The organism is Rhizorhapis sp., from assembly GCF_035276005.1.
Classification (GTDB): Bacteria; Pseudomonadota; Alphaproteobacteria; order Sphingomonadales; family Sphingomonadaceae; genus Rhizorhapis.
This window is the reverse complement of sequence record NZ_DATEMB010000056.1, coordinates 13,474-26,224: the sequence shown is the minus strand read 5'-3', so window position 1 is coordinate 26,224 and position 12,751 is coordinate 13,474. Positions and strand designations below refer to the sequence as shown.

General features: G+C 62.0%; 10 protein-coding genes. 4 read left to right on the top strand and 6 right to left on the bottom strand.

The window, feature by feature from the left end:
- Positions 1-625: 625 nt before the first annotated feature.
- Positions 626-1,321: a response regulator transcription factor gene (locus VJS46_RS12030; RefSeq protein ID WP_324060299.1), complete on the top strand. Its 696-nt coding sequence runs from the start codon at positions 626-628 to the stop codon at positions 1,319-1,321.
- Positions 1,322-1,490: 169 nt separating this feature from the next.
- On the opposite strand, the gene VJS46_RS12025 is transcribed toward VJS46_RS12030, so the two are convergent.
- The 3 genes from VJS46_RS12025 to VJS46_RS12015 form a co-directional block, all read right to left on the bottom strand.
- Positions 1,491-2,219 carry a response regulator transcription factor gene (locus VJS46_RS12025; RefSeq protein WP_324060298.1) on the bottom strand — a complete coding sequence of 243 codons (729 nt, stop codon included), beginning with the start codon at positions 2,217-2,219 and terminating at the stop codon, positions 1,491-1,493.
- 387 nt (positions 2,220-2,606) lie between these two features.
- Complete coding sequence (locus VJS46_RS12020; protein WP_324060297.1) at positions 2,607-3,146, bottom strand: hemerythrin domain-containing protein; 540 nt, start codon at positions 3,144-3,146, stop codon at positions 2,607-2,609.
- 97 nt (positions 3,147-3,243) lie between these two features.
- A complete protein-coding gene (locus VJS46_RS12015; protein WP_324060296.1) occupies positions 3,244-3,819 on the bottom strand; it encodes a hypothetical protein in 576 nt (191 codons plus the stop codon).
- 44 nt (positions 3,820-3,863) lie between these two features.
- Between VJS46_RS12015 and VJS46_RS12010 the strand changes: the two genes are divergently transcribed.
- A complete protein-coding gene (locus tag VJS46_RS12010) occupies positions 3,864-6,140 on the top strand; it encodes a PAS domain S-box protein (RefSeq protein WP_324060295.1) in 2,277 nt (758 codons plus the stop codon).
- A 134-nt stretch (positions 6,141-6,274) separates the two neighbouring features.
- Here VJS46_RS12010 and VJS46_RS12005 read toward each other — a convergent pair whose 3' ends face one another.
- Positions 6,275-7,015 carry an arylesterase gene (locus VJS46_RS12005; protein ID WP_324060294.1) on the bottom strand — a complete coding sequence of 247 codons (741 nt, stop codon included), beginning with the start codon at positions 7,013-7,015 and terminating at the stop codon, positions 6,275-6,277.
- On the opposite strand from VJS46_RS12005, the gene VJS46_RS12000 reads away from it, so the two are divergent.
- Together VJS46_RS12000 and VJS46_RS11995 are read left to right on the top strand one after the other, a co-directional pair.
- Positions 7,014-7,715: an ABC transporter ATP-binding protein gene (locus VJS46_RS12000; protein WP_324060293.1), complete on the top strand. Its 702-nt coding sequence runs from the start codon at positions 7,014-7,016 to the stop codon at positions 7,713-7,715. The genes VJS46_RS12005 and VJS46_RS12000 overlap by 2 nt on opposite strands.
- Positions 7,712-10,234, top strand: coding sequence for an ABC transporter permease (locus VJS46_RS11995; RefSeq protein WP_324060292.1), 2,523 nt, complete (start codon positions 7,712-7,714; stop codon positions 10,232-10,234). The genes VJS46_RS12000 and VJS46_RS11995 overlap by 4 nt, the downstream gene beginning before the upstream one ends.
- 14 nt (positions 10,235-10,248) lie before the next feature.
- Here VJS46_RS11995 and VJS46_RS11990 read toward each other — a convergent pair whose 3' ends face one another.
- Positions 10,249-10,641, bottom strand: coding sequence for a DUF6766 family protein (locus VJS46_RS11990; RefSeq protein ID WP_324060291.1), 393 nt, complete (start codon positions 10,639-10,641; stop codon positions 10,249-10,251).
- A gap of 331 nt (positions 10,642-10,972) precedes the next feature.
- On the bottom strand, positions 10,973-12,667 hold the full coding sequence (locus VJS46_RS11985) for a bifunctional protein-serine/threonine kinase/phosphatase (RefSeq protein WP_324060290.1): 1,695 nt from the start codon (positions 12,665-12,667) through the stop codon (positions 10,973-10,975).
- Positions 12,668-12,751 lie beyond the last annotated feature (84 nt).

Sequence of the window (12,751 nt, the reverse complement as noted above, 5' to 3'; positions counted from 1 at the left end):
CTATGCGGCAAAGACCAATCTGATATGTAGCGCAGGCAAGAAGCAGATGAATTTGCCCAAGCAGCCATCATACCTAAACCCCGCCTCAGCCCGCTTGGCTATGGCTGCTGCCCGCTTGAGGGATATGTCGTGCCATTCTGGTGATGAAGGGGGATCAATGAACAAGGTCCGGCCGGAGAAAGAGAATCGCTGTCCTGTCCGAATCGGGTAAGATTATCCCGCCGAAGTGCTCCATCGGGGGAAATTTGGACGGCCGAAAGATTGGTGGTCTAATACCTTTGTCGTACTGAATAAGTTACGAGTACGGAACGAGACTAGGTATAAGTTTATGGAAAGCCTTTGCTTTTCCGCAGCGCAGCATTCAGTGGCGCATTCCGGGACACGCCTTTATGGCTAATTCGTTTGAAGCTGCGCAAAGTGGTAAATGATGATATAACCCTATCCTTGTGATGACGAGAACAACTCGCGCCACATTGGCATGATGCAAGTCTCTTTCCTTCTGGTTTCCACCGACCAGCGGGGAATTTTCGTAAATTTGGGTCGCCTCGTTTTGCTGTCGATTGCAGAAGAGGGGTAAGCTGTGACTCACGATATACAAGTGTCCCTTTTGGGACGGAACGAAATAGTGCGCGAAGGTTTGCGGCGGATTCTCACGGAAGAAAATTTCCAGGTAATCGCTTCAGTAGAAGATTCCACGCAACTTAGCGCACCGGCCAATGACCAGAACGGCGCTCGCAGCCACATTATCATTATCGATAACGGACCAGATCAGTTCGGACTGGAAAACTGCCGCAAGCTGCAGCAGCGCTTTCCCGGCTCCCGGCTCGTCCTGCTTGCGGACGAGTTCGAATATGACGAAGTGGCGGAAGCCTTTCGCTCCGGGGTTGACGGTTATATCGTCAAGGAGATTTCTTGCGAGCCGCTCATCAGCTCGCTGCATCTCGTCTCGATGGGCGAAAAGGTCATGCCTTCGCAGCTCGCCGGCACGCTGGCCAATGGCAATGGAGCCATGCCACGGCGCAACTGGCGGGAAAGCATCGCAGACGTGAACCTTTCCGACCGGGAAGTGGAGATTCTGAGATGCCTGATCCTTGGCTATGCCAACAAGGTCATTTCCCGGCGCCTGGACATCAGTGAGGCGACCGTGAAGGTCCATGTGAAGGCCATTCTTCGCAAGCTGCGGGTGTCGAACCGCACGCAGGCAGCGATCTGGGCCGTCAAGCGGGGCCTTGAGACGCACCTTGTCGCGCAGCCCAAGGATCGTACCGTTCTCAACGACGACGAGAACAGCTTCGAGCTCCTCTCGGATTGCGCTGCATGATGCAATTGGAGCGGGCTTCATTGAAGCTCGCTCCGTAGCGATGCTGGCATCGATCTGTGGTAGACTCGTTCCGCCCCGAGCGAAGAGCCTGAAATAATACCGTTCGCCTTGCATATTTGGGGATTGGCGTGTCGAGATTCAGGCAGGCATCACCTGAATCTCGACACCCCTAATGCCATTCACGGAAGAAGTGGGCCACGATCTGGGTGCGGTTGAGCATGCCGGTCCGTTCCATGATGGCGCGGATGTGGACCTTCACCGTGCTTTCGCTGATGTCCAGTTCAGTCGCTATGGCCTTGTTTGACAGCCCCCGCGCCAGAAGGCGAAGCACATCCAGTTGCCTGGGGGTGAGTGCTGTGTCGGTGGAGCGCATTTCCAGGCTGTCGGGAAGCGCCGTGTTCCTGGACAGCGGACCCATATTCCCGTGCAGCCCATTAAGGGTTGCGCGCGGATAGATGATGAGCCCCTCCCGCATGAGCTGCAGCGCGGCGATGGTGGGCGCCAGCGCGATGTCGCCAGTGATATAGGCACCCACCCCAAGCTGAAGCCCCGCCAGCATCTGGCCGATATCTTCCGGCCCCGACAGCAGCATTGTGGCGGCGCCGGGGAAGCGCTGCGTCAGCGCCCTCAGGCGGTCGCCAAACTCCCTGGACGCAATATCCTGCCCCCCGGCCTGGAGGATCACCACGTCAGGATCGCCTTCCGGAAAGGGGTCCTGCTGCAAATCTTCGACATGGCCGCAGCCGGTGATCGATATGGCCTGGTTTTCGCCAAAGCCGGCGAGAAGGCAGCTTCTGCTCAAGGGGGAGGGATCAACCAGCAGGACACGCACGCTATCGCCCCCCTCCTTGTGCCGCCCCGCCTGTCTGCCAGGCAATTCCAGTTCCAGTGCGGTCATCGCCCCCACCCCTCCGCAGCCGCGCCCCCACGCGCGAAATAACGACCAGGCCGTTCCTGATGCCCCCCGTGCGGCATATGACTGTTCTTCTGGATTCCGCTCACTGCCTGCTCCCCACTTCAGTCCTGATGTTAAATCGACAAGGCGGGCCGAGACTGAGCAGCGAAATTGCGGAACCCTGCCGTTCTCTGGGGAGCCGATATTCCCGTTTTCGCCGCGGCTGGGCAAAAGATATTGGGGTGCTAGGGTCAGGGCAAAGTGGCTAATGCTAAGGAATTATGACGAGCCCGTCCGAAGCGGCTGCCGAGGGTCCGTCGAGCAGTCCCGCCATTCCGGAGATACCGGAATGGCGGGCTTCTTTGTCAGGACGCGGTCATATCGCGGCCTTCATGCCATGGCGGCTACCGGCTGTCCGAATTCCAGGGATGCCCCACTCAGCGAGCGTGTGACAGGGGTTGGCAAACCCTTGGACTGGAATTCGGCCTTCAACATTTGCTTGCGTTCCTTGAGCCGTTCTCCAAGCCCCGCCAAGTCCACATCGGCGGCCCGTGCCTGCGCGAACATGCCGCTTGAGGGCCGCTCTTCTTCCTTCACATGATGTTTGATCTCTTCCGACAGGACCGTCACCTTCGCATCGAAGAAGTCGGCCGATGGATCGCCCTGCAGCAATTCCGCGACCAGCAACTTCGCTCCGTCATGCTCGACATAGGCCTCGTCCAGCGTATCGCCCTCGATCTTGCCGCGCAGCGCGGGATAGAAGATTTCTTCTTCTATCATCGTGTGGATGATCAGTTCCATGCAGATTTCTTCTGCCAGCTTCTTCTTGCGATCATCGCCCTTGGCCTTTTCGAACTGTTCGAAAAGCTCCTCCACCTTGCGGTGGTCCTCTTTCAGCATCGCGATCGCATCCAATTTCCTGGTGGGCATTTCCTTATCCTCCGGTTGGCCGCCCGCTTGCTCAAAAAAAGCCGGAGGTAATGGCTTCGTTCCTTCGATCCGTCTTATTTACCGGGAGGGTAAGGCGTCAGGCGCGCTTCTTGCGCCTGAGCCGCTTCGCATTGGCGGTCGCGCGCCGGTGCACTGGCGCCAGGGCTTTTCCAGCCGACGCCGCGGCCCGCGAGCCCAAGCGCGACGAACGCCCGGTCATGCGGGCGGCCTCTGCCGAGGTGGGAAGCCGGCCCGCCGCCATGATGGTCCCAAGCTGCATCCAATTGGCAATGGCACCGGTGTGAATCGCGTAAAGATCGGCAAGAGCAGACCGGCCTGCTCGAGAAAATGCGTCGACTTTTTCGGGAACCATGCGCCCGAGTTCAGCATAGTCGCCTTCCAGCGGATTACGAGCAACTTCCGCTATCGATCCGCAGCGGCTGCCGAAGACATGGGCCGACGCACCCATCATCTCCCCGAACTTCAGTCCCGCGGCGGTCAAATTCATTCCGCTTGTCCACATATCGGACCACAGCGACAAGGCCGTCCAGGTCTTCGGCATGATCTTTCCGTCCGCCCGCCAGATGAGATTCCAAGCCGCTATAATGCCCGCCTCGACTGTCCGGTTCCGCACGGTCGGTTCCGGGACGGAACTCTGCCCGTCTTCAGTCATTCTTGCATATCGGAGAGGTGCAGGGATGTTTTATGAAGCAAAACATGGCGATGCCTTCAGATAGCGCCAGACAAGCCTTTGAACGGGCGATAAGCAATCCGGTATTTCTTGATTCCCTGCCAATCGGGGTATTTTGCTGCGACCGGGACGGCATCATCCGCCATTATAACAGCCGCGCAACCGAGCTTTGGGGCCTGGAGCCCCGAATTGGAGATCCGGTCCGTCGCTTCAATCCTGCTAAGCAGCTTTTCACCCCCTCTGGCGAACCGATGGCGCCGGAGCAGGCACCGATGGCCGAAGTGCTGCGCACGGGAAAGCCCATCCGGGACCGGCATATTGTCATTGAAAAACCCAATGGCGAACGCCTTCTGGTGCTCGTCAATATCGACCCACTGTTCGATGAGCAGGGACAGCTTGCGGGCGCCATAAACTGCTTCCAGGATATTTCCGACCTGACGCGGGCGCGGGAAGCGCTGGAAAGCCGCACTGCCGATCTGGTGATGGCGGAGGAACGCACCCGCCGCAGCGAGCAATATTTTCGCGACGTGCTGAACACATTGCCGGCTGCGGTTTACATGACCGATCCTCAGGGCCGGATCACCTATTATAACCATGCCTGCGTTGATTTTTCAGGCCGGACGCCAACGCTGCTGAGTGACGAATGGTGCGTCACCTGGAAGCTGTACCGGCCGGATGGAACCCCCCTGCCCCATAATGAATGTCCAATGGCGATGACGATCAGGGAAAGATCGCCTGTCCGCGGGGAGGAAGCCATTGCCGAGCGGCCCGACGGAAGCCAGGTACGCTTCGCTCCATGGCCGACTCCCCTGTTCGATGCCGATGGTGAAATGACGGGAGCCGTGAACATGCTGATCGACATCACGGACCGGCACGCAGCCGAGGTGGAATCGGCCCATCTGGCAGCGATCGTCTCCTCGTCCCAGGACGCCATCGTCAGCAAGACGCTGGACGGCCGCGTCCGGTCGTGGAATGCGGGCGCCACTCGCCTTTTTGGCTATGAACCCGAAGAGATGATCGGCCAGCCGATCCTGAAGATCATTCCGCCCGAACTCCATGCAGAAGAGGAAGAGATCCTTGCTCGGCTGCGCCGCGGCGAGCGGATCGAACATTTCGAGACCCAGAGGGTCACAAAGGGCGGAGAGCGTGTCCATGTATCGCTGACCGTCTCGCCCGTTCACGACAAGACAGGCCGTATCATCGGCGCCTCCAAGGTAGCGCGCGACATCACCGAACGAAAGCGCGCGGAGGAGATGCAATGCCTGCTGATGCAGGAGCTCAATCACCGGGTCAAAAACACCCTGGCGACCGTCCAGTCGATCGCCAACCAGATGGCCCGGAACAGCCGGTCGCCCGCGAGATTTGCGGAAGTGTTTTCCGGGCGCATCCAGGCGCTCGCGCATGCCCACAGCCTGTTGACCCAAAGCGCTTGGCAGGGTGCGTCCATGCTGCCGCTGATCCGGGACCAGTTGCTGGTTGACGGGGTAGAGGACAGCCGCATTTCCTTCAGCGGGCCATCCGTTCAACTGGAGCCTCAGCCGGCGCTGCATCTCGCCCTGGTGCTGCATGAGCTTGGCACCAACGCGCGCAAATATGGCGCGCTGTCAGTACCGGAGGGACGGCTCTCCATCGATTGGGAAGTCCGCTCGGAAGGAGGGCGGCAGTTGCTGCTGTGGTGGAAGGAAAGCGGCGGCCCGGAAGTCGCCGCACCCACGGAGCGGGGGTTTGGCACCACGCTCATCGAAAGAAGCTTGGCGGCGGACGGCGGCGACGTTTCCATACGGTACAGGTCACAAGGGCTGGAATGCGACATCATGCTGCCGCTTCCCGACCGTCAGACGGCACCTATGCTCTCCCGCAATTCACTGTCCCCCGCCCGGGCTTCGGTTGCGCCCCGGCCGCCGGAAGGGTCGCTTCGCAAAGCGCGCGTGCTGCTGATCGAAGATGAGCCGCTCATTGCGATGGACATGTCCGATACGCTGGAGGAAGCAGGCTGCATTGTCGTCGGAACCGCCGTCTCGGTGCCCGAAGCCCTGCGGCTGATCAGCGAGACCGAATTTGACGCGGCGCTGCTTGACGCTAACCTCGGGGGCGAGCCGGTGGACGAGGTGGCATCGGCCCTGACCCGCCGAGGCAAGCCCTTTGCCTTTGTCACTGGCTATGGTGCGGACGCGCTGCCCGAAGCTTTCCGCCAGGCGCCGCTGGTGAACAAGCCGCTGATGCGGAATGCAGCGCTTCAGGCCATCAGAAACCTGATGGCCCGCGACGCGGACATATTGCAGCTCCGCCCGATGCACGCCTGACCAGCTTCAAGAGATCATCGCGAGATTCCCTCGTGCCGTTATCCCGGCGGCGACGGCGGTGCATTTCCTGAGCTATCCGCTTGATTTTACGCCCGGAGATGGATTCCGTCTTCGCGCGAATGACGAAAGAATTGTCAACTCCCTGCTTGTGCCACGGCCCCTGCAAGCCTGCCCGCCACGACTGGCGCCACATGCTGCACGATCAGATCGACCCCCTGAGCATTGGGATGGATGCCATCTTCCAGCATCAAATTCCGCCTGCCCACCACATCTTTCAGGAAAAAGGGATAGAGCGGCACGTCATGTTTCCGGGCGAGATCGGGGTAAATGGCGTTGAAAGCCTCCGCATAATCCTTGCCCAGATTGGGCGCGGCCAGCATGCCGGTCAGGACCGCCGGGATTTCCCGCTTGTCGAGTTCAGCCAGGATCGCGTCCAGATTGGCCCGGGTCTCGCTGGGGCTAATGCCGCGCAGCATATCGTTGCCGCCAAGGCCGACAATCACAAGGTCGGGCTTGCGCGGAAGCCCGTCGAGCGTGAAGGCAAGCCGCTGCAATCCCGCAGCGCTCGTATCGCCGGAAACGCCCGCATTATGCACCGATGCGTCAACGCCTTGGGCAATCAGCGCGCGCTGCAGTTCCGGCGCGAAGCCTTCTCCCTGATTCAGCCGATATCCCGCATAAAGGCTGTCGCCAAACGCGACGATCAGCTTCGCATGTTGCCTTGCGGCCGGTTCAGGCTTCGCAGCCGCCGCCTGTTCGGCTTTGGTCCGGTCGGCGGCGGGCTTGTCATCCGAGCAGGCCGCCACCAATTGGGCAGAGAGCAGCGCGAGCGCATAATATAATATCTTTCCGGCCAAGGAGCGTCCTTCCCTCATGCATGGCACAACCGACCAGTCCACTATCGCGATCCGTGCCCGCAATGTCACGCTTTCCCTCGGCACTCGGGATGCGCCGGTGGAGATATTGCGCGGCATCGACCTCGACATCATGCGGGGGGAGAGCCTTGCCATTCTGGGCGCCTCTGGATCCGGCAAGTCCTCGCTGATGGCCACGCTTTCGGGGCTCGAAAGGGCGAGCGGCGGCGAAATCATCGTGGCGGGGCTCGACTTCGGCGGCCTTGACGAGGACGATCTTGCCCGCGCGCGGCGGGGCCGCCTCGGCATCGTGCTGCAATCCTTTCACTTGCTGCCGACCATGACCGCCCTTGAAAATGTGGCAGTTCCGCTGGAGCTTGCGGGCTTTCACAACGCCTTCGCGCGAGCGGAGACGGAGCTTCGGGCGGTCGGCCTTGGCCATCGTCTGCGGCACTATCCAGCGCAGCTTTCGGGCGGCGAACAGCAGCGCGTGGCGATTGCCAGGGCCGTGGCGCCGGGGCCGGACATCATCTTTGCCGACGAGCCAACCGGCAATCTGGACGGCTCCACTGGGGCAACCATCATCGACCTGCTGTTCGAACGGCAGGCGGCGGCCAGCGCGACGCTGGTGATCATCACCCATGACCCTTCGCTCGCGGAGCGGTGCGACCGGATCGTGCAGATGCGCGACGGCCGGATCATTTCGGACCGCCTGCAGTGAAGGCGCTTGGCTGGCGGGCCTGCTGGCCCATTGCGCGCCGTGACCTGCACGCCAATTTCCGGGGCTTGCGGCTGCTGTTCATCTGTCTGTTCCTGGGCGTGGCGACGCTGGCGGCCATCGGCAGCTTGACCGCTTCCATCACCGGCGAGCTGTCCGAGCGAGGACGCGCCCTGCTGGGCGGCGACATCGAAGTCGCCATGATGCAGCGCGAGGCGAGCGAAGCAGAGAAGGCTGGGCTGCGCCGTGCGGGGCAGGTCAGCGAAACGATTCGGATGGGCGCGATGGCGCAGCGCATTGGCCAAGGCGGGGACGCACCGCCCGCCGTACTGACGGAATTGAAGGGCGTGGACGCTGCTTATCCGCTCTACGGCTCGCTCCTGCTTCAGCAAGGCGCGCTCAAAGGCTCATTGAGACCGGACGAGCTGGTCGTCGGCCAGTCCCTGATCGACCGGCTCGGCCTCCATACCGGCGACCGCCTGCGTTACGGCAACGCCCTTTTCCTCATTCGCGGCGTAATTGCCGAAGAGCCGGACCGGGTCGGCGAAGGCTTCACCCTGGGTCCCGTCGCCATCACGTCGATGGAGGGTCTCCGCCGCACAGGGCTGATCCAGCCCGGCAGCCTTTTCGAAAGCAAATATCGCATCAAGCTGCGCCCTGGCGAAGATGCACGGCAGCGGCGCGAGATGTTGGAAAGCCAGTTTCCCTCCGCCGGATGGGAGTTCAAGGACCGCGACCGCGCCGCGCCGGGCGCCAATCGCTTCTTTGAGCGGATGGGGCAGTTTCTCTCGCTGATCGGCCTTACCGCGCTGCTCATTGCTGGAATCGGCGTCAGCAATGGCGTGTCCTCCTATTTGACACAGAAGCGAAGCAGCATCGCGACCTTCAAGGTGCTCGGCGCGACCTCGGCCGATATTGCGCGCATCTATCTGTTGCAGATCGGCACGGTCACATTGCTCGCCATCGGCTGCGGTCTGGTGCTGGGCGCGCTGCTGCCTCCCGCCATCATCTGGCTGGCGGGCGATGTGTTGCCGGTCCAGCCGGGCTTCAATGTTCATCCACTGCCACTGCTGACAAGTGCTGCCTACGGCCTCCTGATCGCGCTTGTCTTCACCCTGCCTCCGCTTGGGCGGGCCCGGACGGAACCCGCAGCGGCCCTGTTCCGGGCGCTCGTGGAGCGCCGGGCGCGTGCCGGCTGGCGCAGCCTTGCGGGAAGCGCCGCCGCTCTCGCCGCCGTGGCGGGCCTTGCAATCGGCACAACGGACGAGCCGCTTTTCTCGGCCACAGTGCTCGGCGCTACGGCAGCGGTGCTGCTGCTCCTTTTTGGTCTTGGCTTGGCCGTCAGGTGGATAGCCACGCGCCTTCCGAGCCCCAGGCGGCCGCTCTGGCGGCTGGCCATCGCCAGCCTCTACCGTCCAGGGTCGCAGACCCCTGCGCTGGTGATTGCACTTGGCCTGGCACTGACGCTGTTCGTCACGCTTGCAGGCGTGCAGACCAGCCTTGACGCGGAGATCCAGCGCACCGTGCCAGAGCGCGCGCCGAACCAGTTCGTGCTCGACATTCCGGCAGAGCAGGAAGCGCGTTTCCGCCAACTGGTCGAAACCCGCGCGCCCGGAGCCGAGCTCAATATCGTTCCGGCGCTGCGGGGGACGATTGTGGCCTATGGCGGACAGCGGGTCGCCGACCTTCAGGAACTGCCCGAGGGCGCCTGGTTCCTCCGCGGCGAAAGGGGCGTCACCTATAGCGATGTGCTGCCGGAGGGGAGCGATCTGGTGGAAGGCCAATGGTGGCCCCGCGACTATAAGGGACCGCCGCTTGTGTCGCTGGACAGGGAAGCCGCAAGGATCATGGGCCTCCGCCTTGGCGACACGCTCACGGTGAGCGTGCTCGGGCGGGAGATCGAGGCCCGGATAGCATCGCTGCGGCAAGTCAACTGGGACACAATGGGCTTCAACTATATCCTTGTCTTTTCGCCCAATACGCTCAAAACGGCGCCCCACAGTCTGGCCGCCACCATCACCATGGACAAGAGCCGCGACGCCACCGTGCAGCGGGCATTGCTGACGGCCTTCCCTTCTGTCTCGGTCATCGCGGTGAGCGAGATCGTCACGCAGGTGAGCACGCTGCTCCGCCAGATGTCGGGCGCTATCGTCGCGGCGGCCTCCGTGGCCATTCTGGCAGGCATAGCGGTATTGATCGGAGCCATCGCTGCATCCCGTCAAGCGCGGAGCTACGATAGCGTCGTCATGAAGATTCTGGGCGCGACGCGTCTCCAGATCCTGGGAGCCCAGGCACTGGAATATGTGATTCTGGCCATCGTGCTGGCGGCGGTCTCGCTGACGCTCGGGATGTTCGCCGCCTGGTATGTGATCGCGCGCATTTTCGAGTTCGGCTGGGCGCCGGACTGGTGGATAGTGTTTGGAACCCTTGCGGCAGGCGCGATCATGACGCTGGGGATCGGCCTTCTCGGCTCACTGCCCCTGATGTCTGTACCGCCTTCCCGGGCATTGCGAGCGCTCTGAAAGCGGACTGCCTGTCATGCCTCATACCCATGCGGCTTGGCATGGCCGTGGGTTCGCAGATAACGGTGGTCCAGTTGGCTGATCAGTTCCTCCGCCTTGTCTCCGGCCGCGAACTTCAACAATTCATCGACCTTGGCCTCAAGGCGGTCATCATTTTCCTTCGAGGAAGGCGATCCCACATAGAGAAAATAGGCTAGGCCCACGACCTGCCAGAGGAGTTGCAAGAATTCCGATTGCCAGTTTTCGAATGTGTCACGGCCCATTTCCACCAGATATTGGTTGAATTCCGGCCTCTGGCCATGCTCCGCCGCCTCCTCGGTAAAGGCGTACCAGCCGAAAATCCAATGCCCCAATATGGAAATCAAAAAGAAAGCGATTGTGATCCACGCATAGGCGTACCGTTTCATTCCGTTTCTCCCGGCATCTACATGGAACAACCCGCATATATTGGCGAAGGTTCCGGCTGGGTAACGGATCTCCTGCTGATCGGCAGCAAGAACCATCGCCGAGATTGACATTGGGGCCGCTTCGATTTAATCCTGTTGCATCGCAGCAACGACGCTGCGGTCATCATGAAATTCGTGGCCGCCTCAAGGGTGCGGCATTCTCAATCGGCAGCAACGGCGCTGTCGGGGGCCTTTCGCCCCCCACATCGAGCCTAACTGTCGGAGGTGAATGTACGTGCGGAAGCGAGTCTTCCAGTTTGAATATCCATTGGCTGAGGGGCAATCGCCCCTGTCAGCGGCTGGCCAGCGCGAACATCAGCGCGATGAACAGCAGCGCGGATATGGCCTGCCAGAAACGCAGCGGATTGCGCTCGTAAAGCGAGCGGGGCTGCGGAGCACCAATGGCCCGTGTACCGCCGTCTTCCAGCGTTCTGAGCAGCTCCACAACATCGCCGAACCGTTCGTCCGGCTTCACCGCGATCGCGCGAAGGAGGGCCGATTCGAGCCAGGCGGGCATGTCGGGACGATAGCGGGACGGCGGAACCGGCCTGCCGAATTTGGGACGGCTGAACGCCTCTACCTCGCCATAGGGATAGCGGCCTGTGAACAGGCGGTAGAGCGTGACGCCCAGGGCAAATTGATCGGATCCCTCGCTGCCAAGCTCCCCATCATAAAGTTCGGGCGCCATGTAGCTCGGCGTGCCGGGAATCTCCCGCGCTTCGAACTCCTCGATTCGCGGAAGCCGTGCCACGCCGAGGTCGATGAGCCTCAAGCCGCTGTCCTCGGTCAGGATCACATTTTCCGGCTTGATGTCGCGGTGCACAATATTCAGCCGGTGGAGCGCGGCCACGCCCCTTGTCAGCCGCGCCGCCACGGTCACGCCCGCCGCGATAGTTGGAGCGTGGCGGCCGATCCGCTGCTCCAGCGTCTCCCCCTGGTAGAAGGGCATGGCGACATAGAGCCTGCTTTGCCTTTCACGCGGAACGTCGATCACTTCGGCGACGAAGGGGCTGTGCACCCGGGCGCCGACAATCGCCTCGCGCGTGAAGGCAAGGCGCGCACCGCTTTCGGAGAGAACGGCGGGCTTGGGAAATTTGAGCACCAGCTCGGGCCCGTTTTCCCCGTCACGCGCCAGGAAGATGCGGGTGTAGCGCCCCTCGCCCAACAGCCGGTCGAGCCGGTAGCCGTCGACGCTCTCCCCCTCCCTGGGCGGCGGCAGGACGGGCAGGGTTTGCGCGACGGAACTGATGGTCGCCTGATCCGGGGCGGGCAGCGAAACGATGTCGATCAGCACGGCGGTCGCATTGTCCTGGCTTCCCGCCACCAGCGCCGCCTGGACGATGGCGGATGCATCCGCCTCCGCCGAACCGCGCCGTTCGAGAAGGTTTGCCAGAGCCCTGTCGCCAAGGCTGCCATGAACCCCGTCGCTGGTGATCAGAATGCGGTCATGCTCTGCAAGCGGCTGACTGCGCTCGTCGAGGCGGACATGCGCTTCGATGCCGATGGCGCGGAACAGCACATGGCGAAGGTCGGGCTGGGGCAGGACATGATCGTCGGTCAGGCGGGTGAGCACGCCGTCGCGATAATGCCAGGCGCGGCTGTCTCCGGCATGCAGTATATGGGCGCGCCGCCCCCGCAGGATAACCGCCGTCAGCGTGGTTGCGGCCCCCTCCAGCCGCGCGTCGGTCTGACCCTGGGCGTTGAGCCAGCGGTTATACCCGTCGATGGCCCGGCCGGCGGCCTGGGTGACGCCGATCGTATCGGGCTGGGCATAGTAGCCGTCGATCAGGGAGCGGACGGCAAGTTCCGCCGCCACACGCCCGCCCTTGGCGCCGCCGACGCCGTCGGCCACCGCAGCGACAATGCCATGGTTCATGCGTTCAAGGGGCGTCCCTTCATAGATCGCCGCAAAGTCCTGATTGTCGGGGCGCTTGCCCCTTTCGCTGGCAAAACCCGCCGCAATTACAAGGCTTCCGCTCGGAACCATCGAACCTCTTCCCTCCCCCGTCTCTCGCATATGCGCGCGAGGGGACACAAACTTAGCATTGCCCGTCAACCCCTGGCGCAAATT

Bases quoted from the DNA above. Each gene is read 5' to 3' on its own strand.
- VJS46_RS12025 (WP_324060298.1), bottom strand. From the start codon at position 2,219: ATGACCGCACTGGAACTGGAATTGCCTGGCAGACAGGCGGGGCGGCAC.
- VJS46_RS12010 (WP_324060295.1), top strand. From the start codon at position 3,864: ATGGCGATGCCTTCAGATAGCGCCAGACAAGCCTTTGAACGGGCGATA.
- VJS46_RS12000 (WP_324060293.1), top strand. From the start codon at position 7,014: ATGCATGGCACAACCGACCAGTCCACTATCGCGATCCGTGCCCGCAAT.
- VJS46_RS12015 (WP_324060296.1), bottom strand. From the start codon at position 3,819: ATGACTGAAGACGGGCAGAGTTCCGTCCCGGAACCGACCGTGCGGAAC.
- VJS46_RS12020 (WP_324060297.1), bottom strand. From the start codon at position 3,146: ATGCCCACCAGGAAATTGGATGCGATCGCGATGCTGAAAGAGGACCAC.
- VJS46_RS12005 (WP_324060294.1), bottom strand. From the start codon at position 7,015: ATGAGGGAAGGACGCTCCTTGGCCGGAAAGATATTATATTATGCGCTC.
- VJS46_RS11990 (WP_324060291.1), bottom strand. From the start codon at position 10,641: ATGAAACGGTACGCCTATGCGTGGATCACAATCGCTTTCTTTTTGATT.
- VJS46_RS11985 (WP_324060290.1), bottom strand. From the start codon at position 12,667: ATGGTTCCGAGCGGAAGCCTTGTAATTGCGGCGGGTTTTGCCAGCGAA.